The following is a 22,082-nucleotide window of genomic DNA, read 5'->3' as shown; positions in this document are numbered from 1 at the left end:
TCCGCTTGCCCACACCCAAGCAACCGACACATCCGTCCGGAGGACACGGCTACCAGTGTTGCGTTAGGAGCTCTAAGTGGTGCCTGGCACTCGCGATGCTCGACAAGCTCGCAGGAATTGGCCTGCGGCCAGCCATACTGGTCGCAGAAACCCGATACGACGCGAACGCCGACTTCCGTCACGATCTGGAAGCCTGCGGGCTTGGCTACGTACTGCAGGTCAAGGCGAGATGAATGCCCATGTCCAGGGTGTCGAACCGCATCAGTCCGCTTACGGCGCGCTCGAACCCAGGCTGCTACCGCGTTACCGCACCCGCCCGCTATCCCTCCATGAACATGCGTTGGCAGCCGACCGTTCTCGGGGCGGGGTCTGTCCTGAAGTCGGAGCTCCAGGCCGCAATGAGATCGCGCTTCGGACAACGTGGCCAACGTATTTTTCGCTATGCTCCGTGAACGGCACCTCCACGAACCCCAACCTGCCCCCACCGGCTGACGAAACCTATGGGCTATCGCCTTTGATGGCCAACATCGTCCTGACTATGTTGGACGAGTACGTGACCAATTGGCCGCATGGGGCGAACACCACTCCGGATCAACCCAGTGGGCGACTGTGGCGAGGCATTGGCGCAGTCGGTGAGTTACACGCTCTCGCCTATTACGCCATGCCCTTGCCTCGACGCTGCCAGGATAGGATAGGGGCTGGGTGTGAGGGCAATGAACTTGAGGCCTTCCCCCCCACGCTCCGGCTTGAAGCTGCAATCTGCACCGGAAACCAGGGGGGGAAGATAGGGAAACCCAGTTAACCGGCCGCACATCTTTGGGGAAGACAGTGCTGTCCGACTCAATATCCCCGGGGTTTGCGGAGCTCAGCGACCTCTCTCGAGAGTTCCGTCACGCGCTTCTCCAAAGCCTGGATCGCGACCAGAGCCACGCCGTTGGCGTCAACGCAATGGATGGCTTTGTCAGTCTCCCCCAGCCCGAAGGCTGCTGCCCAGTCTTGGGACATGGGGCCCAGATGACGTACTCCTTCCGGCTGCCCATGGTAGCGCCAAGTGCTGATGGGAAGTTCGGCGACCTTGCGGAGAATATCGAATCCGTTGACCGGTTCGGCTGGGCACCCTGGAATGTAGGCGGGAGCCGAAACACTCGACGAGCTGGAAGATGTCATCTTATTGCCACACTACAGGAGTGACATTGGACTTAATGTTCCGGTCGCTAGGGTTGTTCCCTCCAGGCCTAAGACGGCACATGGCGTCGAGTTCTCTCGAAATGCGATCCGTGCCGTCGAATACCTGATTATCGCACGTTCCCTTGCGTTTCGTGGGAAGTTCCGACATCACTTGCTGTATGTCCCAGAGGTGTGTTCCTGGTTCACGTTCTGCGGAACGGGGAATCGTGATTAGCTCTGCACCATCTCCAGCACTATTGCTAGGGACCGCAAGGGACTCGTTTGTGGCTGCGTTTTTAATTTGGAAGGCTCCCACCTCCTGCTTATAGGTTATATTCCATGCCTGCTCGAGCTTCGTGCTGCAGGATTCGCCCTTTACGGGGAGCCCACTCGTGCCCCGTGACACAGAAAGGCACTGGTTGTGCTCCACGTTCCTGATTTTCGCGAGACCGCCGCCAAACGACTCGATTTTCCAATCTTGCCACTTCCCTGAGTGCTCGCTCCACTGTACGATATTTCTATCGCTACCCTGCGTGGCATCTGCCGCCTTGCCAGTTCCCTGATTGAGCAACTTGACAGTGCTCCCGATGGGCGAGTCGGGGCTGTATTCATATGTGCTCGGGTCGGCTCCATTCCGGGCGATTTCGTTCTTGCAGCGGAGCCCACCAAAGTCGGTGAAGAGCGCTAGAGACTTCGGGCTCTTCTTTCCGTCCGGGGTTTCGAAGTGGACCGTATACTCAATAGACGAAGTAAAGGCAGGGCCGTTGCGATCCTTCCGCCATCCGCCCCCCGAATCCGTCCCGCCTGTGTAGGCGTCATGCTTGACTTGCTCCCCTCCCTTGGTTTGATCAAGGGCTCCGTCAGGGATTCGGCCGCCGGGCAACGCTGGAATGTCGAGTGGCCTATTTCCTGAAGTAATGACTACCTTCGTTCCGTCAGGAAGTCCCTTGGGGGCTTTCCAGGAGATTTCCCTCCACTTCGTGGCAGCAGCCCTGCCGAAGTCCCCTGAGTAGCAATTGTTCTGAATGTGCGGCTGCGGGAGAAAAGGAATTGAAGACTTGGGGGCTGCCTGTGCTGTTCCGGCAATCAAGGGGAGTGTCAGCGAGATCATTCCCGTGGTAATGAACGTTCCCCTGGCTAGGCTCTGCATTTTCTGTCCTTTGGTTGACATGGAGTTACCCTTCGGTACGTCTCTTCCTTCTCTTCGGGCACCTCTGCTGCGTGTGAGTCTTCTGTCGGATCGGCCCCGCCTAATGGAGTCATGATCAACGAGGCGCTCTCTGCCGCCTGGGGTGCCCTTGCGAGAGACCAACCCTCTATTTGCTGACTTTAACATCAGTTTCGCTGTGCGGCAAACCGGGCGAGAGCGGTCGCCTGCTCGCCCAGCAGTGCGAGGGGGCAATGGAAGCTTCTGCTCTCAAGGGGTACGGCCCTGAGGGCCCTCGCCACCTTCAGGCTCCATGCGTTCCGCCTACCTGCCGAACCGAGTTGACCGAACGCTGCGTCATCTGGAGCAGCGTCAACTCGCAAGTGGTGATGTGGGGTTGTCTCAGCGAGTGCGAGGGAAGTCGGTGCATCGGTGGGGGCTGTTGGAGGTCCCGTCGTGGGTGAGGGTGACTGGGGCACGTGTCGAAGCGGTGCACACGAGTTGGCCGAGGCCCAGGCGGGGCAGGCCGGCGGGGTTGAAGGGCAAGCGCACGATGAGGTCGTCGCCGCGGCGCTGGACGGTGACGAACTTCATGGGGTCCGTGGCGCCGCTGAGTGTGGCGTGGGGGAGCAGGGAGGTCAGGCCGCTTTGGCGTTCCCTGGGCGCGGGGCCGAGCAAGAGCAGACGGAGGGCCTCGGCGGCGGCACGGGTGGGCTCGGTTTCAGCGCTGGTGTCACGGCGGACGGGGTGGAGGCGCCCTTCGCGGACAAGGTAAATGGTGGCGCGGGGGTGGACGCCGTGAGCGGCCTCTCCCGCGTCCTGGGGACCAGTTGGCCCAAGGCCGGGGCCGGTGCCGCAGCCGGTGGCCAGAGTGAGGAGCATGAGGATGAGGAGTGCGAGCGGGGGAGTGGCCGGTGTCCCCTTCACTGGGGGCCTCCCGTTGTGTGAGGCAGTTCGATGGTGAAGACAGCGCCGCCTTGTGGGCTGTTGCCGGCGGTGAGGCTACCGCCGTGCAGTCGGACGTTCTCCAGGGCGATGGCGAGGCCGAGGCCGCTGCCGGCGGTGCTGGAGCGGGCGGGGTTGCCTTTGGCGAACCGTTCGAAGAGTTGATCGGGGTCGGGGCCAAGGCCGGGGCCCTGGTCGACGACCTGGATACGGAGGCGGTTGCTGGGAGGGCTCTCCGGCTCAGTGCTCGTGGGCGTAGCGGTGACGGTAACGGTGACGGGCGGGGCGCCGTGGCGCAGGGCGTTGCCGACGAGGTTCGTGATGATGACATCGAGGCGGCGAGGGTCGAGGACGGTGTGCATGTTTGCAGGGCATTCCAGGTGTACTTCGTCGTGCCAGCCGCGAGCGTCAAGGGAGGCCTGTAGCGCCGCGGCGAGGTCGATCTCATAGACGACCAGGGTGTTGGCGCCGGCGTCGAATCGGGAGATCTCCATGAGGTCCTCGACGAGTCGGGCGAGTCGGTCGGCTTCGGTGGAGACCAACTGGGCGGCTGTGCCCAGGTCTTCGTCGAGTCGGTCTGCGCCGTCAGCGAGCAGGTCGCTGACGGCGCTCATGGTGGCGACGGGGGTGCGTAGTTCGTGGGAGACGTCTGCGGCGAAGCGCCGGGCTGCGGCTTCCATACGGCGCAATTCAGTGACAGACACTTCCAGAGCGGCAGCGGATTCGTTGAAAGTGCGTGTCAGATCGGCGAGTTCGTCTGTGCCGGTGACCGGTAGGCGGTTGGTGAAGTCGCCGTGGGCGAGTTGGCGGGCACCGCGCTGCAGTCGCCGGACCGGGCGCAGCACGCTGCGCGCGGCCAGCAGCGCGGGCGGCACTGCAAGGACCAGGGCCGGAATAGAGCCGCGCTGGGCGGCCTGCCAGACGGCGCTGACTTCCCCTTGGACAGCGGCGAGCGGGGTAAGGCCATAGACCTCGAGGCCTGAGAGGCGCCGCATGTCGCGATCAGCGGCCGTGATTGGGGTGCCGGCGGCCAACCACGGCTCATCGTCGACGGAGATGCGTTGGACGATGAGCCTTTCGTGGTGAGCGACAGCTCGGCGCAGCGGCCCTGGGATGGGCACATCACCGGGGGACCGGCCGTCGGGTGCTGCGGAGGCCGATAGGTCCCCGTAGTGGATTGTGAGGTGAGCGAATCGTGTGACGTTGGCCAACTGCTGCGCGTAGGCGTTCAGGTCGTGGCTGGTGGGCGGGTAGGGCAGGTCTGCAGCGAGTGTGCCGGCATGACCGCGCAGGCTCTGTGCGAGAGATTCCTGGCCGCGCTCGATCAGGGAGGAGCGGGCCTGCTGATAGGTGAGGCCAGCGGTCGCCAGTGCGCTCACGGTAGCGACGAGCACGTAGCCGGCGACCAGACGGCTGCGCAGGGTGAGCCAGGGGCGTGCGCTCCACCGGGCGCGGATAGCTGTCATGTGGCGCTTCACAGTGGGCCGAACCGATAGCCGAACCCGCGTACGGTCTGGATGTACAGGGGCCGGGTGGGGTCGTCCTCGATCTTCGTTCGGAGCCGGGTGACGCAGTAGTCGACGAGCCGCGGGTCAGCCGTCGCTGCGTGTCCCCAGACCTGTTGGAGTAGGTCTGCGCGGGAGTGGACGTGGCCGGGTGCAGCTGAGAGTTGGAGAAGCAGCCGCAGCTCCAGGGGCGTGAGCGTGAGGGCCTGCCCGTGCTTGACGACGGTGAGGGCCGAGCGGTCCAGCGTGAGGCCGGCATGGGTCTCGGCCAGACGCTCGGTGCGGGGCGTTGCGCGTACGCCACGCAGCACGGCGCGGATGCGCGCGTCCAGGACACGCGCCCGCACCGGCTTTACCACGTAGTCGTCCGCTCCCATCGCTAGTCCGCGCACGATGTCGTCGTCGGCTCCGCACGCCGTCAGCATGATCACGGGCACCGGGCAGCCGTTGCGGATCCGGCGGCACACCTCCAGCCCATCCAGATCGGGGAGCATCAGATCGAGGATGACCGCGTCAGTGCTGCGGTCCCATAGCAGGTCAAGGCCGGCTTGCCCGGTGGCGGCCGGGAGCACTTCGTGTCCCTGTGCAGCCAGGCCGAGTCTCAGGCCGTTCCGCAGGGAGTCGTCATCCTCAATCAGGAGAATCCGGGGCATAAGGAAAGTATGCCGATGTGGCGACGATGATGCGGCCGGCCCAGACCAAGGTTGCCAGCCTTCGGTGATTTGTTGCCGTTCTGCCACATCCGTACCACTGGACGGGAAGACACGCAGGGCACTGTGTCGGTGTGGCCAGTCAGCGAAGGACCGAAACCTCACGTTCCCGGCTCTTGCCGCGGACCCATGTACCACGGTGCATGCATTGCCGTGGGTGGTCAGACGCTGTCCCGGGTGCTCGGCGCCGGCGCAGTTGATACGCCAGGTCCGCATGCGCATCTCGATGGCGATGACCTCGACTGCCCGCGGCGTAGCGCCTAAACCGACCCGCCATGCCCAACCGACTGCTTACCGACAGCTCACACCTTCGGCAGAGGAATCTCCCTGGCCAGAGAGAGCAGCGAGTGGGGGATGCAGCCAGAACGATACGGAGCACAAGCAGTGAAGCACGACAGTACGCAGCCCTTTTCCCAGCAGGCGAGCCAGGGCGGCCCGCCCGAGATGCCGGGGAAGCGCGAGGACGAAGCGCCGCGTGGTTCTCGCCGCCGGGCGGTGTTGGTGGGGTCGTGCGTGGTCCTCGTCCTGGCGGGGACAGCGGGGGCAGTGGCCTACACCTGGCTGCCGAAGCAGGCAGCTACACACCAGGCCGAGGCCCCAGCGGCGGCGAAGTCAGCAGAGGTGATCAAGACAGACCTCGCAGAGCGCAAGACCTTTGCCGGGACCCTGGGGTACGGCAAGGAGCGGCCGGTGATCGGCGCCCGGGAGGGGACGGTGACGTGGGTGCCCAAACCCGGGACCGTGATCGACCGGGGGGACCAGGTGTTGGAGATCAATGTCCGGCCGGTGCACGCCTTCTTCGGAGAAACACCACTGTTCCGCACGCTTGGTCCCAAATCGCCGACGCCCGCCAAGGGCGATGCAGCCCCCGGTACGGACGGGCGAGCCACGCCATCGCCGGGTTCCAAGGACGCGCCGAAGGATGCCCAGGACGGCCCGCCCGAGCGGGCTTCGGGTGCACAGGCAGAGGAGGGTGAGGTTGCGGGGCCGGGCACGGTGGGGCGGGATGTTCGGGTGCTGGAAGAGAACCTGTATGCCCTGGGCTACCGGGATTTCGGGCGGCCCGATGACCGGTTCACCCAAGCCACCGTCGAGGCGGTGAAGAAGTGGCAGCGGGCCACCGGGTTGAAGCCGACCGGCACGGTGAGCCCCGGTGACGTCACGGTGGTCCCAGGCGCCTCCCGCATCGCCCAGGTTCAAGCCCAGCTCGGGGGCAAGGCCGAGGTCGGGGCCGAATTGCTGACTGTTTCCGGCACCAGCCGCACAGTGTCCGTCCCGATGAGTGTGACGGACAAGGCGCTGGCCAAGAAGGGAGCCAAGGTCACCGTGTCGCTGCCGGGCGGCAAGAAGGAGGAGCTCGGCAAGGTGACCGAGGTCGGCACAGCAGCCCGTCCTGCCGAGGAGGCCAAGGAAGACGCGAGCGGCGGAGGTCGTCCATCCGGTACGAGTGGTGAGGCAAAGGTCACTGTCACCGTCACTCTCGATACTCCCCAGGCAGCAGGTGACCTGGATGGCGCGCCCGTGAGTGTGCATTTCGCGAGTGAAACCAGACGAGGGGTACTGGCTGTTCCGGTCGGGGCCCTGGTGGCGCTGCGCGAAGGCGGCTATGCGGTACGCGTCCTCGAAGCCGGCGCGTCCCGGCTCATCCCAGTGAAGACCGGCATGTTCGCCAAGGGCCTGGTTGAGGTCTCCTCCGATCAGCTCTCCGCTGGCCAGCAGGTGGTGACGACCGCATGACTTCGCCCTCTTCCGTGCCCGTGCTGGAACTTGAAGACGTCACTCGCAGCTACCCCGGGGGCGTGCAGGCACTGCGCCATGTTTCACTGACCCTCCACGAGGGCGAACTGGTGGGCATTGTGGGCCCGTCCGGCTCGGGGAAGTCGACCCTGCTGCATCTGATGGGCACGCTGGACCGGCCGACCGCCGGACGGATCACCATCAGTGGGCACGATGTCGCGAAGCTCTCCGACCGCCAGTTGTCCGCTCTCCGCGGCCGCGCCATCGGATTCGTCTTCCAGCACTTCCACCTGGCCGAGGGGCTCACCGCCACAGAGAACGTTGCCACCGGCCTGCTGTATGCAGGGCTTCCCCGACATCGGCGACGCGTGGCGGCCCGGGAGGCTTTGGACCGCGTCGGCCTGGCTGACCGAGCTGAACATCTGCCACACCAGCTGTCCGGTGGGCAGAAGCAGCGCGTGGCCATCGCCCGCGCCTTGGTCAACAACCCCGCACTCGTCCTGGCCGACGAACCGACCGGCGCCCTGGACAGCTTCACCGGCCACTCAGTCATCTCCCTCCTCGAGGACCTTCACGCCCAGGGAACCACCATCGCGATCATCACCCACGATCAAGAGGTAGCCGCCCGGCTTCCCCGCCGCATCGAGATCCTCGACGGTGCCGTCTGGAATGACACCGGAACCCCGCAGGGGTGGGCCCAGTGACACTACGCCAGATCCGTCCCGTCCGGCTGCCCCCCCGCGACCTGGTCTCCCTCGGCCTGCTGCGGCTGCGTACCCGGCCCCTGCGCGCAATGCTCTCCGCCTTGGGCATCTGCATCGGAGTGGCCACGATGGTCATCGTGGTCGGCATCCCCTCCTCGAGCAAGCAGGCCCTGGAGGAGGACATGGCCCGCCTAGGAACCAACCTGCTCCGGGTACAGAAAGACGAGAACGCCAGCGGGGGCCAGGCAACCCCACTACCGGAAAAGGCAGACGCCCTGGCCGCAGGCATCGGCCCAGTCACCTCCACCGCCGCCGTCGGCACACTGCCTGGCGTCACCGTGCGGCGCTCGGACAAGGTCCCGGAACTTGAGAACCTTGGCCTGTCCGTAACAGCTGTGCGCGGCCAGCTGCTGCAGACATTGGACGGCCAGCTGCATGCCGGCCAACTCCCCGACACCACCGGGCCCCACCCCACCGTGCTCCTTGGCGTCACCGCAGCCGAACGCCTTGGCATCACCAGCCTCACCCCCGAAGACGGCCAGACAGGCCCCCAGGTATGGATCGGCGACCGCTGGTTCACCGTCACCGGAATCCTCAAATCCAGCCCCCTCCTGCCGGAGATCAACCACTCGGCCCTCGTCGGCTGGCAAACCGCGAAGCAACACCTTGACTTTGACGGCCACCCCACCACCGTCTACCTACGCGCCGCCGAACACACCTTGGACGATGTCCGCACAGTCCTCCCCGCGACCGTCAACCCGCAGCACCCAGGCGCCGTCGCCGTCAGCCGCCCCTCCGACGCCCTGCAGGCCAAGGAGCTGACCGAGACTGCTTTCTCCTCGCTCTTCCTCGGGCTGGCCGCCGTCGCTCTCCTGGTCGGCGGAGTCGGCGTCGCCAACACCATGATCATCTCTGTACTGGAGCGCCGCAAGGAAATCGGCCTGCGTCGGGCATTGGGCGCCAACCAGCGGCAAATCCGCACCCAGTTCCTCACCGAGTCGGTAGTGCTCTGCCTCCTGGGTGGCCTCGCCGGCGTCCTCCTAGGCGCAGCCGGAACCGCCGGATACGCCGCAACCCAACAATGGCCGACCGTCCTACCCCCTGCGGCAATCCTCGGCGGGCTCGGCGCAGCCGTTCTGGTCGGCATCCTCGCTGGCCTCTACCCCGCCCACCGCGCCTCCCGGCTTCCCCCATCTCAGGCCCTGGCCGCCGACTGACCCCGTTAACCCCCTGCTCTCACACCCCGAACGAACGGAGAACACCACACCATGACCAGCACGTCCACGACGCTGCGCCGCCTTCGTCTAGCACTGGGGGCGACTGCGGCCGCCGTCGTACTGACCGCCTGCACCAGCGGCCCGACCACCTCGGCATCCGGCACCGACAAGGCCTCGGACGAGATCGCCTCCCTGGCCTCCTCCAGCGCGGAAGGCGGCGCCGACGGCTCCAACAAGAAGCTCAAGCCAGGCACCAAGGAATACGACGACGCCAACAGCAACCATCACCGCAAGCGTTACGACTGCCAGCGCAACAAGGCTGAGAGTCTGGGCATCGAACTCGTCGACGATGGCAACGGCGGCCTCACCCCGAAAACTGACGAACACTTCGGGATGAAATCTGACGGAACGTATCTCAATGATTTCTCAAAGCGATACATCGAGGGTGTAATTCAAGCCTGCGACAAGGAATTCCCCATCCCCAAGGAACTGGAGGACTCTTCGCAAGAGAAGGAGGAACAGTTGAAGAAGAGCCAGAAGATTGCCGCCTGCATGCGGAAGGAGGGTATTGACGTCAAGGATCCCACCCTCAATGACCCAACAGTGGCCCTCGACCCCGACGACCCCCGAAGTGAAGCCGCCCACGCGAAGTGTGAAAAGGGATAAGAATGCCGCGCGAAATACCCTGTCACTGCGCCCAGTACGGCCTCCAGCAGGCCGCTGCCAGACATTGTCCGAGGTCAGACCGACATGACCGGCCTGCACATCCAAACCCCGTGAGGCAAAGTCGAGTCAACCTGCATAGCCACTCCGACAGCAGACCTGCGCCTGCGGGCCACTCCGCAGCCAGCGCTGGAGCCCGCCGAGCTGCTATAGAACGAAATTTGAGCTGAAGTCATCCCAAGTACCGTGGCTGAACGAGCTCCAGTACGAGAAGCCTTGCGACTCGGAACCGCGGAACCGGACCCGAAAAGACACGGGCTCGACTACCGCACCGGCCTGACCGCAGAGCTGCCTCCGCGAAGCCTGAATCCAGTGATCACTTGCTCCTTGATGCATTCTTCCCCTCGCGCGATGGTCAAGTCAGGCCGCTCCACCAAATATAGGTTTGCCTGCAGAGGAGGCTCATGCACCCCATGTCAGATTCCGGCACGCCTGAGAAGCGCGGCCCCACGGGAGGTAGCCGCCGCATATACCCCGCCCTGCTCGCCGCAGGTGCTGTAGCCCTCGGTGCGGGTGGACTCTATCTCGCCGGAGTGTTGGCGGGGAGCGAGGAAATATCCTCTGGAACTCGGGTGCAAGGCATCAATATCGGAGGACTGAGCAAGCCTGAGGCGCAAAAAGCACTGGAAGTGAAACTCGCCAAGGTCGCATCCGCACCACTGGCAGTGAAGATCGGCGACCAAGAGAAGAAGCTCGACCCGAGTGCGATCGGGCTCTCCCTGGACGTCGCCGGCACCACCGCACGTGCGGCTCAGACGGGTTGGGACCCAGTGACCGTAATTAGCCGGCTGTTCTCCTCCGGCGGCGGCGATGTCGATCCGGTGATCCGCATGGACGAAGACAAGGCGCGCGCGGCCCTGCAGAAGCTAGCCGACACCACGGATCGGAAGGTGCGCGAAGCCTCGATCACCTTTGAGAAGGGAAAGCCGAAGAACACACCGTCGCACTCGGGGAAATCGCTCGATGTTGATGAGGCACTCGGCGCGCTGCGAAGTGGCTATCTGGCATCCGCGGAAGGTCCAATCAAGCTTCCCGTCACAGTGACCCAGCCTCAGATCGACCTGAACGAGATCGAGCGGGCCATGAAGGAGTTCGCGCACCCAGCCATGTCCGCTCCTATCACGCTCACCACAGGAGATAAGCACGTTCAGATCAGCCCTTCTGTATTCGGTAAGCACCTGACACTCAAGGCAGGCGATGGCAAACGGCTAGCGCCGAGACTGAACGGCGCGGCCCTGCTGAACGATCCCGCTGTGGCCCGCCCCCTGGGTGAAGCCGTCGACGGCGCCACCGAGGCCAAACTGCGCCTGGACGGCAACCGCGTCGCCGTGGCAGCAGACGGCAAGGCAGGCCGCGGCGTCACGGAGAAGACCCTCACCGAGGCCGCGCTGCCCCTACTGACCATGCCGAAAAACGAGCGCAGCGCCGAAGTTGCCACCGAGACGATCGAACCCAAGGTCACCAGCAAGAACCTCGAAAAGCTAGGTATCACGGAGCAAGTGTCCAGCTTCACGGTGAACTTCGAGCCCGCCGCCTACCGCAAGACAAATATCGGCCGGGCCGTGGAACTGATCAACGGGTCGGTCGTCCTCCCGGACGAGACGTGGAGCTTCAACCGCACTGTCGGGGAACGCACCAAGGAGAACGGGTTTGTTGACGGAACGATCATCAACAACGGTCAATATCAGAAGGCGTCTGGTGGCGGCGTCTCTGCCGTGGCGACCACGGTGTTCAACGCGGTCTTCTTCGCTGGCCTGAAACCAGTCGAACATGGTGCCCACTCCTTCTACATCGAACGCTACCCTGAGGGCCGGGAAGCGACAGTCGCCTGGGACAGCCTCGACCTGAAGTTCCTCAACGACTCCGGAAAAGCCCTTTACATCCAGGCCAAGGCCACGGACACATCCGTCACCGTCACGTTTCTTGGCACGAAGAAGTACGACAACATCAGCGCCGAGGCTGGGCCGCGTACCAATGTGAAGCCGCCAGGGAGCCGCCCGGGGTCCGGCGCCTCGTGCGAGCCGCAGTCTCCGATGGAAGGGTTCGATATCAAGGTAGACCGCGTATTCCATCAGGACGGCAAGGTAGTCAAGCGGGAAACCTTCACCACCCGATACAGTCCCCGTGACACCGTAACCTGCAGCTGATGCGCCCCAACGGGCCTCGTTTGGCGCTGGGCATCGGATTTCGAGACGAGTACTCGGCACAGCCCAACCAGCACGACGATCGGGGTGCGTGAGGAGTTCTCCCGCTCTGATCGTTTGGTGAATGCACGCACAGTTGACATCGCAGCGTCGTCGTAAGGGAATGGCGTGTTCTTGGCGGAGAACATTGCATACAAAGTTTGTCGTTTATCAGGCGAGATCGAAACGTGCCTCGAACGAGGTCGCTCACCTGGGCATTCGCCGGACGCGCGGGCGGCCTCGGCTTGATCATGTGCTCCGACCAAGGACGCACCTGACCAAACCGAGGCCGTGGAGAAGAGTGTGTTGCAACAAGGGGACCGGCAGGAGGCGTTCGCGACGCTGTCACGCTTCCGGGGTGATTTCTACGACTGCCTGAACGGACGCGGAGATGCTCTGTTCGAGCTCGCCGATGCTCTGCTGTGTACGGACGGGCCAGTCAAGACGCTGGTGGACCTGGCACTCGCGCCGGAACACCGCCGTGGCCACGGCGGCTTGAACAAAGGCCGTGTGGACGTCGCCCGGCTCCGGCGGGCGATCGCCGGGCTGCCGCTGCCGAAGGCGGCCGACGGCCGTCTGGTCCTGGCGGTCGACGTCTCGCCGTGGCTGCGCCCGGATGCCGCGACCTGCCCGGACCGCTCGTTCTGCCACACCTATGGCCGGGGCGAGGCCAAGCACCAGATGATCCCGGGCTGGCCGTACTCGGTCGTTGCCGCACTGGAAACCGGCCGCACCTCCTGGACGGCGGTGCTGGACGCGATCCGCCTTCAGCCCGGCGCCGACCTCGCTGCCGTGACCACCGCCCAGGTGCGCGAGGTCGTCGCGCGGCTCATCGCTGCCGGCCAGTGGCACGAGGGCGACCCGCAGATCTTGCTGGTCCTCGACTCCGGGTTCGACGTCCCGCGCATCGCCCACCTGCTGGCCGGCCTGCCCGTCGAGATCCTGGGCCGTCTGCGTTCGGACCGGGTGATGCGCCGGCCAACACCGCCGAGCGTCTACAACCCCAAGGGCGGCCGACCAGCCAAGCACGGCGGCGAGTTCGTCTTCGGTCAGCCCGACCCCTGGGGCACCGAGCATGCAGTGACAGCCACCGACACCCGGCTCTACGGGAAGGCGACCGCGCAGGCGTGAGACCGGCTGCACCCGCAGTTGACCCGCCGGGCGGCCTGGACCGACCACGAGGGAACGCTGCCGATCATCGAGGGCACAGTCATCCGCCTGACCGTCGAGAAGCTGCCTTCCGGCGGGGTGAACAAGCCGGTGTGGTTGTGGTGGTCTGGCACCGGCGCCACCGAGGCGGACGTCGACCGCTGCTGGCAGTTGTTCCTGCGGAGATTCGACATCGAGCACACCTTCCGGATGCTGAAGCAGACGCTTGGATGGACGAAGCCGCGGCTTCGCAGCCCCCCGAGGCGGCCGACCGCTGGACGTGGCTGGTGATCGCCGCCCACACTCAGCTCAGGCTCGCCCGTCCGCTCGCCGTTGACTTGCGCAGACCGTGGTAGAGGGAGGCCGAGCCGAACAGGCTCACCCCGGCCCGAGTCCGCCGGGGGGTCCGGAACCTCCGCGCGAAGACACTGTCTCGTGTGCACCGCAACCTGCCCGCCCCGGCCCTGGGCACCCTCCCGGCTCGAAGAACCACCGCACCGCATCGCGTTACGACGTGGGCCGTGTCCTCGCCACCGGCGAGGCATGCACACGACCCGCCCACCACAAGAAAGGCACAAAACCCCGCCGCACCGGATAAACGACAAGCTAAGGGCTTGCAGATCATCAAGGTGTTGCTTCCCGTCCCAAGGTTCGTTGATGTGGTATGCGCATCCCGAACGAGATCAGTACCCAACTCAGTGTGAAGTTCACGGTGTTGTTCCCGCACCTGGATGAGCGGCAGCGACGGCTACTGATGGCTGCAGAGGCCCGTGTCCTGGGACACGGTGGTGTTCGGACCGTCGCGCGGTCGGCCTCGGTGAGTGAGACCACGGTCCGAAAGGGCGTGTTCGAGTTGGAGGCCGGTGAGGAGCCTCTGGGGCGGGTGCGGCGACCGGGCGGAGGCCGCAAGAGAGCCGCAGATCTCGATCCGGGGCTGCGGCCGGCGCTGCTGGCGTTGGTCGAGCCGGACGAGCGTGGTGATCCGATGTCGCCACTGCGGTGGACGGTCAAGTCGACCCGCACCCTCGCGCGGGAACTGACCCGGACCGGGCACAAAGTCAGTGCGGGCACCGTCGCCGACCTGTTGCGGGAAGAAGGCTTCAGCCTGCAGGCCAACGCCAAGACCATCGAGGGCAGTCAGCATCCGGACCGGGATGCCCAGTTCCGCTATCTCAACGAGCGGGCCCGCGATCACCGGGACGCCGGACAGCCGGTGATCAGCGTGGACACCAAGAAGAAGGAGCTCGTCGGCGAGTTCAAGAACAACGGCCGCCAGTGGCGGCCTGCGGCTGATCCGGTGCCGGTGAACGTCCATGACTTCGCCGACCCGCAGCTGGGCAAGGCTGTCCCGTACGGGATCTACGATCTCGCGGCGGACACCGGCTGGGTCAACGTGGGCACCGATCACGACACCGCCGCGTTCGCAGTGGAATCGATCCGTCGCTGGTGGTCCGGCCAGGGTCGGGCCGCCTACCCGCAGGCGACACGACTGCTCATCACCGCGGATGCGGGCGGCTCGAACGGCTACCGGACCCGGGCCTGGAAGCTCGAACTCGCCCGGCTCGCTGCCGAAACAGGACTGACGATCACCGTTTGCCACCTGCCGCCGGGCACACAATGCCGTTGTTTGAGTTAGTGAAGCATCACCGGGTTCAAGGTGATGACCTTGGCCGGGACCCGGCGGGTTGGTCCGTGCTGCTGTTTCTTGACCGACGGCGAGTACTTCGAATCCGGGCGCTTGAGGACCCGCGGTGCACAGCGGCTGCGACGGGGACCGCTGTCGAGCTTGCGCCGGACCTTCGCCTCCAGCATCGCCAGGAACGAACTGATGGCCAACACCGCGTCCTTGGCCTGCTTGACCACACTGCGCCGGACATGCTTGAGGATCTTCACAAAGGAGATCCGGTCCGGATCGATCCGTTCGCCGCCGGCAACCCTCATCATGATCCGGTTCAGACAGTGGTGGACCACGAGATGCGCCCAGACCTCCTGGCGCACCAGGGCCGGGGCCGTCGAGCGCAGCACCTGCGTGGGGCCGCGTTGGAACGTCTTGAGCTGGCGGTATGCCGACTCCGCCTCCCAGCGCTCGTGATAGAGGGCCGCCAACTCCGCGGCGGGGTAGGCCTCGACATCGATCAGATCGGTCAGCAGTCTGATCACCTCGCCGCCGTCGACCTGGTACTTGATCACCCGGACCGTCACCCCGCCCGGGTGCGAGGCCCGCTGACCGGCCAGGCTCATTCGCCCCAGGTAGCTCCCGTCCGGCAGCACCTCGACCGGCCGGGACGCGACCGTCGACCGGGCCCGGAGCAACAGATGCGCCCCGGCGGATGTGAACGCCTTCCACAGCTCCACTCCCGGGAAGCCCCGGTCCATGATGACCAGCATGCCTGCCGCCGAACCGGCCATCTGTACCGCCAGCTCCCGCTCGCGGCCGTTGAAGCCACCGATGCGGGCATCGATCGAGGCGTGCGTGCCGGTCTCCGCCAGTGTCACCACCCGGACCTGCGGAAACCCCGCCGCGGCTTTGCGGGCGTCGGTCGGGCCACCGAATCAGACAACCCCACCCACGGATGCATGGCCTGGCCAACGAGCACAGTGGCGACCGGTCACCGATCAGCGAGCACTACTTGACCACGCAAACAACGGCATTGGCCGGGCACATTGAAGTGGAACAAGATCGAGCATCGGCTCTTCTCGCACATCACCATGAACTGGCGCGGCCGCCCGCTGACCAGCCACGAAGTCATCGTCCAGTCCATCGCCGCGACCACCACCCGCACCGGACTGCGCGTCATGGCCGAGCTGGACACCAACACCTACCCCACCGGAGTCCAGATCTGCGACGCGGAGATGGCGGCCCTGTCAACGACCCGACACCCCTTCCACGGCGACTGGAACTATGCCGTGCACCCCCACCCGTGCCCCGCCATCCCCGCACCCCGGGCTCCGCAGAAGCCGGCTCCGGAATGGGACCATGCTCTACTGTCCGATCCCTCCCTGACCGGCATGTCCCGGCAGCAACTGAGCGACCTCACAGGCGCTTTGGCTGTCGATCGCGACGTCAAGCGTGGACGCCGGCCCCGACTCACCTTTCCCGACCAGGTCCTGGCGACCGTCATTCACCTGCGGGTCGCCCTGGCCGCGGAACCCCTCGCCGTGCTGTTCGGCAGCAGTCGCACCGCTATGCACCGCACCCTGCTGAAGATCAGGACACTCCTCAAGACGCACAGCATCGTCATCTCGCCGGCAGCCACTCCGCCCAAGTCTCTCTTAGGTCAGTATATCTCGACAAATCGATAGATTGCAATTTAGGTATTCCTCCACACGTTGCGGACTGGATGGCTAAACAGAGGAAGCTGATGTTAAGGTCAGTGCATGAGCTTAAGGGATTACCGTTAAGCCCTCTGATTTGCAGTGTGATTCGAGAAGGAAAATTCGATGGCGTATCATGAGCGTGATCTGCGGGAAGTAATGAAAAACTTGCGTCTCGGACGACGGGGCGGTGTGCCTATTAAGTCTGGTGCGGCGACTGTGCTGCTAGTAATCGGTTCACTGCTCTCGTCCATTTCTCCGGCTGCGGCTACCACTTCGAAAACAAAGGATGGGATCTGGCTCCCGTATGAGATGCCAGATAAGACTGTGGTTGACGGGCTTCCCTACAGTGTTAAATGGACTGGCACACGCTCGGAAGTGAATAGCGTATTCCCTGAAACGGAGGTGAATGAGATCCTCCGCAAGGAATATCCGGAGCTGAAGCAAAAGGAAAAGGATAAGGGGCTATCTCCGGTCGATCAAATGTATTTGCATGGCAAGTCAGGGGCCTGGCTGATGAAGGAGGAGACACGTGACTGGTTCGGAACGGGTATGCAGAGAATGTGTGCCGAATATGGTAATTGCAAGTTCATAGGAAAGCTGGCGGAGGCGGGTCCGGTAGCCTGGGAGTCTCCTCCCACTAACGCGGATGTGACCTCGACTTACAAGTTCTCCGCGCAATCCACGCGAACCAATACAACAACATCTGGCTGGTCAATCGGAGGAGAGATCGGGGCCACTATTGGAGATAGTAAAAAGGGGGGAAGTGGGAAGGCCAGTTTTACATATTCAACTTCGACCACGGATAGCGTGGCGAACATGACAGGATACGAGCAAAGCCATACGGTTAAATATGAAGCAGGTTCCTACAAGAGCCTTCAAATGCGGGCGCACGGCGGCAAGTATGTCGGATATCTGGCCTATCGGATCCCAGACACGACTCGTGGAGGAGCCTACGCGCTCATGCCTGTTAGCGTATTCATCAAGTCACCGGACTCGCCCGCCGCGGTGACGATCAACGAGAAGAAGATTAATCTTTCGGGACTTTCCGGGAAGCTGAGGGAGCTGGCTGACGGCATTGCGAGTCGCGAATCCGAAATCCGCAACCTGAATGCGCAACTGGGCCGACCTGGCTCGGCTCCCGTATCGGGCAAGTTGTTCACAAATGGTGCGGGCGGGAAGCGGTTGGAAACTCGCCTCGCTCATCTGAAGAAGCAGGTGGAGCGAGATGAGAAGAAGCTCTTCGCTGCGGCTCCGGCTACTTTCACGCAAATCGAAACGAAAAGTCCAGCGCTCGAAAAATAATTCAACAGGAGTAATTGCTGCGAAGTGATTACTTCATTCGAAATCGCCCCCTTGGTGTAACGTGTCAATCATCGATATGGCACACGCGAGGGGGCGATGCGTTCTTTCTATCCATTTGGTTCGGGCTAGAATTCATGGACGGCGCGACTGGGGGCGCTCGTGACGACGCTGAAGAGCTGGGCGAGCAGTTCGCGAATGCCGACCTTGCGGAGGCGGAGTGCGGTGGCCAGGATCCGGTCGCTCTCGGGGAATTTCAGCAAGGAATCCAGGTTTCTTAAGGGGGTATCTGATCTGTGTGAGAGGTCCGGATGCAAGCAAGTCGCACAGTTGCGCTATCAACAGCCCTGCCGGGCCTGGCATCCGACTGAAGCCACCGTCTAAGTCAAGGCGGGGTCACGGCAAAGACCCAGGGGTGGCCTTTCCGGCCGCTGAGAGATGGCAGTTGATGGGACATCGATAGCTGCCGCCCAGGATTTTCTCCAACTGAGGCTTGTTCGGGGCCCGTTGTCGAGAGCGAGGGCGACGCTCTGAAGTTCGTCGATGCCCCATCGCGACAGGTCAGTGCTCTTCGGGAAGTACCGGTGGAGCAGTCCGTTCCTCCATTGTGTGATCGAGGCCCGGGAGCTGCGGTGCGCGCTGCGTGTGGCGGCGTTGCGCCGCAGTTCCTGCGAGGAAGTCGTCGGCTACTGCTCAGCGGGCCGGCAATCTCGCGTACTCCCACTTTCTGGGCTTGAGCAGCGCGATCTCCTCACGTTCGGCGAAGGAGGAAATCTGCCCGGCGGCGAGCTGAGTTGGATTGGTCGCATGCCGCCACGTTCACGGACGCACCGTGGGCCAACCGGCGCCGACGCGATCACGGCTCCTCGCCGGTCACGCTCTCGGCGACCTTCACCGAGAAGTCCCGTTCACGTCCCAACGGATCGGAAGCCTGCCCGGCGAACGCATCGCTGGACGCCACATCAGCATCGTCATCCAAGCCGGTGGTCTTCCCTCGCAACACTTCGCCATCAGGTGCCGCGACGACCACTTGGATCCACCGGGCCCTCGATCGGCCCCTCACCGACGCCGAGAAGGACTGCAACCGGGTCCACTTCCCGGGCTGGTTCCGCGGTCGAGCGCTGCATCACGGCCACCTCAAGCACTGGAAGGCGCCCTCCGGGAACTCTCACGGTCCCCTCGCCTTCTTCACCGGGCCCCTCGACACCGCAGTCCAGCTCGATGCCTGCGCTGATGCCCTTGTGGGTGATTTGGTCACTTCTGAGGTAGACATCCCTCACGGCCTGACGTTAAAGTCAGCCGTGAGGGTGGTCTTCCACCCTCCGGCCCAGGAGCAGCAGGCAAACCTGCTGTGACAACGCCCCCCATCCGCTGGCGGCCGGAACCTTCGCACAACTGCGTGGGATTGCCGCTGGGGGCAGGCGCCACAGCAGAGCAAAAGACGAGCAACCATCAGCACTCAGAGAAGTGCCGCATCGGACCACGCATCCACGAGACGTCCAGGGAGTTGCCCATGCCCGAGCTTTCTTCGATAGAGATCGACGTTTCCTTCAACAACCAGCAAATCGCGTTCATCGACACCTTCGTCAAGAAGAATCACGCCCACTTCCTTGAGGGCGATGGTTGTCCTGAAGCCTGGCAGGCACTTCTTGCGCACGCTCTCACCGGTGACGTACTGCCGATCGGCGCCCCCACTTTCCGCGACCCTAAACCGACAGAGACCTCGTCGGATGATGCAGTGCGGACACTGGTGGCCGAGCATGTCATTCAGCCAGGCCACGGAAAGGCGATTGAAGTTCCGGTTGGCCACATCCTGCGGATCGAGCAAATGGTTGGCGCTCAGTGCGTGGACTTCAACTGTTTCAATCTGCACGACTACAAGGAACGTCTGCATGTAGGACGGACCCGATCCATCCATGGATTCCACCCGACCCGAGGACACTTCTTGTGGTCCTCGGTGCCGCGGGAGCGCCCCATGCTCTACTTCCTCACTGACACAGCGAACTGCCACGACACGCTGTATCCCTACTGCAGCGCGGGGCTGTACCGGAACTTCTTCGGCATCGAGAAACACACCAACTGCCACGAGATCCAGGCAGAGGCACAGCGCGAGTACGGGCTGACCCCCGATGACGTCCACGAGTCGTTCAACCTGTTCATGCCCACCGACATCGACACGAACGGCAATCCCTACATCAAGCGGGGTACCGCGGTCGCCGGCGACCACGTCGAGTTCTACGCGCTGTTCGACGTTCTAGCGGTACCCAACGTCTGCGGCGACGACCTGGCGCACTACAACAACTTCTCGCTCAAGCCCGTCAAGGCATCAGTCCTGGCGCCAGGGGGCGCAGAAGCGGCACACCTGCGCTCCCTGGAAGGCGAAGCCCGGACCTACAGCTCCCCCCACCTGGTCGGCCAGCCCCTCAAGTCCGATCGAGCCCTCAGCAAGGACCCCGATTACCAGCCGGGCTTCCCCCACCTCCCGCTGACGCACACCACGGTGACCTTCACCCTCAGCCCGACGCAGTACGACCGATACCTGCGCCAACGGCAGGTCACCTTCGGTAACAACCACAGTGCTGCCCTGCGGTACTTCCTCATGGACTGGATCTCCCGGCACCTGTCCTGGTAACAACGCCGCCTTGAAACGTGAGTGCGCGCCCAGCACCGGCTCTGGGGCAGTCCACGACGACATCGAGGTTTGTGTAGGGCGAAGCTCCTTGCCGGCGCGGATGTCGAGTCGCGTGCGAAGCAAGGAGCTTCGTCAACCCCTTGTGTGTATGGTCTCGTCATTGAGGGGGAACTGCGTTCCAGCAGCCAAGTCACGGCCTGATGGCCGAGGCGCGGCCCGAGCACGCGTTCCAGGCTGGGGTGGAATTGGGTGAGCAGGCCGCGTATCCGGTTGGAGGTGCGGGTGGCCTCGGCTGCGAGGTCCTGGTCGACCCCGACCAGAACGGTCAGTCCGGCGGTGATCTCATGCGCAGGAGGGTATGCGGCATCGTCCGGGCGGCGTCTGCGACGACCGCGGTGTCCTTCGCGTCGGTCTTGGCCTCGCCCGGATATAGGTCTGCGATCCGCCACATGGCAAGTCCCGGCAGGTAGGCGACCTTGCAGCCCGCGTCCCGGGCGACGGTGAGGGGGAGGGCGCCGCTGGAGGCGGGCTGGTCCAGGATCACCAGGACGGTGCTGAACTTCGCCGCGAGTTTGTCGATTACGGCCCGCAGCTTCGGTTTGCTGTTGGGCAGCTGCTTGTAGAAGACCTTTTTGCCGGCCGGCGTCAGTGCGTGCCCGTGATGGGCGCTCTTGCCGACGTCCAGGCCGAGGAAGACGTCCACGTCGTCGATGTCGTACAACCCGTCCTCCTGAACGAGGTTCGTGCGGTGCTGGCCAGGGCGATGGCGCCGTATGCGCGCATCCACGTTATGCAGACCTGCCGCCCGCGCGGTGCCGGGCATCGCGCCAGGCCGGGCGGTAGTCGGACCCCTCATCAGCGTCTCCCGCGGCACTCACGGGCCCGGTGACACCACCTCCCAGGTCATCCCTTCGACAGGGGACACAGTCATACCGGGCCTGAAGGCGGCCAACGGCCCTCTTTGCAGGACCACGAAGAACATAACGGGGCACCGTCTGGTGCGGGTGGGCGGATTCATCTGCCTGTTCCACGACGATGAAGTCCAAGCCCCGGTCGGACAGTGATTGCCGGAAGGCAGTGTTCTGTCCATACCCGGCATCGGCCACGATCACCTAGGGACAAGGGCCTCGAGAGATGCCCTTGTTGATCAGCTCCAGTACCACTTTTCCCGGTGACCGGCCCGGCCGGGCATGCCGGCCTTGGCTCGCCGCTCGACGTCGTGATCCCACTGGGTCGGTACGAACGACCGCCAGGAGTTCGGCACCGACGCAGCATCACGGTCGGCGTGCAAACTGACCGCCCCCTGGCAGATGAACTGGGGAAGTTGGTGTACACGTGGCACCCCAAGGAGGCGGAGAACACCGCAGGAACTATTCAGATATGCGCAAAGACCTCGAGAAGTTCTTACACGGGACTCGCTGATCCCCTCCGGGCGCAGCTCGGAGATATCCGTCGCTCACCAGGTCCGTCTGTGCGCGAAAATATGCGCATCCGCCTACGTCGATCCAAAGAAGAAGAGGGGGGCTATCACCAAGAGGGCAAGAAGTGCTCCTATGGCAGCAGCTGCCACTATGCAACACGACGATTCTTGTTTCTGCATTTGCATTCTCGATCCGTGGATGAACTTTAACTAAATATTCCGGCAC

At 64.0% G+C, this 22,082-nt stretch carries 16 protein-coding genes and 6 pseudogenes; 11 read left to right on the top strand and 11 right to left on the bottom strand.

The window, feature by feature from the left end; all coding sequences use genetic code 11:
• Positions 1 to 233: pseudogene (locus tag ACJ6WD_RS38405) on the top strand (hypothetical protein); the annotation flags it as partial.
• A gap of 607 nt (positions 234 to 840) precedes the next feature.
• On the opposite strand, the gene ACJ6WD_RS38400 reads toward ACJ6WD_RS38405, so the two are convergent.
• The 4 genes from ACJ6WD_RS38400 to ACJ6WD_RS38385 form a co-directional block, all read right to left on the bottom strand.
• Entirely contained in the window at positions 841 to 1,167 is a 327-nt protein-coding gene (locus tag ACJ6WD_RS38400; protein WP_376555057.1) for a tail fiber domain-containing protein, read from the bottom strand.
• A 1-nt stretch (position 1,168) separates the two neighbouring features.
• Positions 1,169 to 2,338, bottom strand: coding sequence for an RICIN domain-containing protein (locus ACJ6WD_RS38395; RefSeq protein ID WP_407617577.1), 1,170 nt, complete (start codon positions 2,336 to 2,338; stop codon positions 1,169 to 1,171).
• Between the two features lie 899 nt (positions 2,339 to 3,237).
• Positions 3,238 to 4,725 (bottom strand): ATP-binding protein, encoded by a 1,488-nt coding sequence (locus ACJ6WD_RS38390; RefSeq protein WP_376555051.1) that lies wholly within the window; start codon positions 4,723 to 4,725, stop codon positions 3,238 to 3,240.
• Positions 4,726 to 4,733: 8 nt separating this feature from the next.
• Complete coding sequence (locus ACJ6WD_RS38385; RefSeq protein WP_376555048.1) at positions 4,734 to 5,417, bottom strand: response regulator transcription factor; 684 nt, start codon at positions 5,415 to 5,417, stop codon at positions 4,734 to 4,736.
• Between the two features lie 441 nt (positions 5,418 to 5,858).
• Here ACJ6WD_RS38385 and ACJ6WD_RS38380 point away from each other — a divergent pair, with 441 nt between their 5' ends.
• From ACJ6WD_RS38380 to ACJ6WD_RS38350, 7 genes and pseudogenes are all read left to right on the top strand, one after another.
• Positions 5,859 to 7,211 (top strand): peptidoglycan-binding protein, encoded by a 1,353-nt coding sequence (locus tag ACJ6WD_RS38380; RefSeq protein WP_407617576.1) that lies wholly within the window; start codon positions 5,859 to 5,861, stop codon positions 7,209 to 7,211.
• On the top strand, positions 7,208 to 7,915 hold the full coding sequence (locus tag ACJ6WD_RS38375) for an ABC transporter ATP-binding protein (RefSeq protein ID WP_407617575.1): 708 nt from the start codon (positions 7,208 to 7,210) through the stop codon (positions 7,913 to 7,915). Before ACJ6WD_RS38380 ends, ACJ6WD_RS38375 begins: the two co-directional genes overlap by 4 nt.
• Positions 7,912 to 9,132 carry an ABC transporter permease gene (locus ACJ6WD_RS38370; RefSeq protein WP_407617574.1) on the top strand — a complete coding sequence of 407 codons (1,221 nt, stop codon included), beginning with the start codon at positions 7,912 to 7,914 and terminating at the stop codon, positions 9,130 to 9,132. Before ACJ6WD_RS38375 ends, ACJ6WD_RS38370 begins: the two co-directional genes overlap by 4 nt.
• 51 nt (positions 9,133 to 9,183) lie before the next feature.
• Entirely contained in the window at positions 9,184 to 9,798 is a 615-nt protein-coding gene (locus tag ACJ6WD_RS38365; RefSeq protein ID WP_407617573.1) for a hypothetical protein, read from the top strand.
• A 470-nt stretch (positions 9,799 to 10,268) separates the two neighbouring features.
• Complete coding sequence (locus ACJ6WD_RS38360) at positions 10,269 to 12,002, top strand: VanW family protein (protein ID WP_407617572.1); 1,734 nt, start codon at positions 10,269 to 10,271, stop codon at positions 12,000 to 12,002.
• 342 nt (positions 12,003 to 12,344) lie between these two features.
• Positions 12,345 to 13,785: pseudogene (locus ACJ6WD_RS38355) on the top strand (NF041680 family putative transposase).
• Positions 13,786 to 13,851: 66 nt separating this feature from the next.
• A pseudogene (locus ACJ6WD_RS38350) lies at positions 13,852 to 14,802 on the top strand (ISAzo13 family transposase); the annotation flags it as partial.
• Positions 14,803 to 14,819: 17 nt separating this feature from the next.
• Here the strand turns inward: ACJ6WD_RS38350 and ACJ6WD_RS38345 are convergent.
• Positions 14,820 to 15,704, bottom strand: a pseudogene (locus ACJ6WD_RS38345) (IS4 family transposase); the annotation flags it as partial.
• Between the two features lie 138 nt (positions 15,705 to 15,842).
• Between ACJ6WD_RS38345 and ACJ6WD_RS38340 the strand changes: the two are divergent.
• Positions 15,843 to 16,490, top strand: a pseudogene (locus ACJ6WD_RS38340) (ISAzo13-like element transposase-related protein); the annotation flags it as partial.
• A 138-nt stretch (positions 16,491 to 16,628) separates the two neighbouring features.
• Complete coding sequence (locus ACJ6WD_RS38335; RefSeq protein ID WP_407617571.1) at positions 16,629 to 17,807, top strand: hypothetical protein; 1,179 nt, start codon at positions 16,629 to 16,631, stop codon at positions 17,805 to 17,807.
• A 125-nt stretch (positions 17,808 to 17,932) separates the two neighbouring features.
• Here ACJ6WD_RS38335 and ACJ6WD_RS38330 read toward each other — a convergent pair whose 3' ends face one another.
• The 3 genes from ACJ6WD_RS38330 to ACJ6WD_RS38320 form a co-directional block, all read right to left on the bottom strand.
• Entirely contained in the window at positions 17,933 to 18,067 is a 135-nt protein-coding gene (locus tag ACJ6WD_RS38330) for a hypothetical protein (protein WP_407617570.1), read from the bottom strand.
• 593 nt (positions 18,068 to 18,660) lie between these two features.
• The gene (locus tag ACJ6WD_RS38325) at positions 18,661 to 18,834 is read right to left on the bottom strand and encodes a hypothetical protein (RefSeq protein ID WP_407617569.1); all 174 of its coding nucleotides are present in this window, start codon (positions 18,832 to 18,834) and stop codon (positions 18,661 to 18,663) included.
• Positions 18,835 to 19,263: 429 nt separating this feature from the next.
• Complete coding sequence (locus ACJ6WD_RS38320; RefSeq protein WP_407617580.1) at positions 19,264 to 19,677, bottom strand: hypothetical protein; 414 nt, start codon at positions 19,675 to 19,677, stop codon at positions 19,264 to 19,266.
• On the opposite strand from ACJ6WD_RS38320, the gene ACJ6WD_RS38315 reads away from it, so the two are divergent.
• Positions 19,570 to 20,436 (top strand): DUF1989 domain-containing protein, encoded by an 867-nt coding sequence (locus tag ACJ6WD_RS38315; RefSeq protein WP_407617579.1) that lies wholly within the window; start codon positions 19,570 to 19,572, stop codon positions 20,434 to 20,436. The genes ACJ6WD_RS38320 and ACJ6WD_RS38315 overlap by 108 nt on opposite strands.
• A gap of 152 nt (positions 20,437 to 20,588) precedes the next feature.
• Here the strand turns inward: ACJ6WD_RS38315 and ACJ6WD_RS38310 are convergent.
• From ACJ6WD_RS38310 to ACJ6WD_RS38300, 3 genes and pseudogenes are all read right to left on the bottom strand, one after another.
• Positions 20,589 to 21,157: pseudogene (locus ACJ6WD_RS38310) on the bottom strand (IS110 family transposase); the annotation flags it as partial.
• A 67-nt stretch (positions 21,158 to 21,224) separates the two neighbouring features.
• Positions 21,225 to 21,542, bottom strand: coding sequence for a transposase (locus tag ACJ6WD_RS38305; protein ID WP_407617578.1), 318 nt, complete (start codon positions 21,540 to 21,542; stop codon positions 21,225 to 21,227).
• Between the two features lie 41 nt (positions 21,543 to 21,583).
• A complete protein-coding gene (locus tag ACJ6WD_RS38300; protein WP_407617568.1) occupies positions 21,584 to 21,778 on the bottom strand; it encodes a transposase in 195 nt (64 codons plus the stop codon).
• Positions 21,779 to 22,082 lie beyond the last annotated feature (304 nt).

The organism is Streptomyces sp. VTCC 41912 (genome assembly GCF_045799175.1).
Taxonomy (GTDB): domain Bacteria; phylum Actinomycetota; class Actinomycetes; order Streptomycetales; family Streptomycetaceae; genus Streptomyces; species Streptomyces albulus_C.
This window is presented reverse-complemented; position numbering and strand designations above follow the sequence as displayed.

Coding starts and splice junctions, on each gene's coding strand:
- ACJ6WD_RS38385 (WP_376555048.1), bottom strand. CDS start 5,417: ATGCCCCGGATTCTCCTGATTGAGGATGACGACTCCCTGCGGAACGGC.
- ACJ6WD_RS38400 (WP_376555057.1), bottom strand. CDS start 1,167: ATGACATCTTCCAGCTCGTCGAGTGTTTCGGCTCCCGCCTACATTCCA.
- ACJ6WD_RS38365 (WP_407617573.1), top strand. CDS start 9,184: ATGACCAGCACGTCCACGACGCTGCGCCGCCTTCGTCTAGCACTGGGG.
- ACJ6WD_RS38375 (WP_407617575.1), top strand. CDS start 7,208: ATGACTTCGCCCTCTTCCGTGCCCGTGCTGGAACTTGAAGACGTCACT.
- ACJ6WD_RS38390 (WP_376555051.1), bottom strand. CDS start 4,725: ATGACAGCTATCCGCGCCCGGTGGAGCGCACGCCCCTGGCTCACCCTG.
- ACJ6WD_RS38360 (WP_407617572.1), top strand. CDS start 10,269: ATGTCAGATTCCGGCACGCCTGAGAAGCGCGGCCCCACGGGAGGTAGC.
- ACJ6WD_RS38395 (WP_407617577.1), bottom strand. CDS start 2,338: ATGTCAACCAAAGGACAGAAAATGCAGAGCCTAGCCAGGGGAACGTTC.
- ACJ6WD_RS38335 (WP_407617571.1), top strand. CDS start 16,629: ATGGCGTATCATGAGCGTGATCTGCGGGAAGTAATGAAAAACTTGCGT.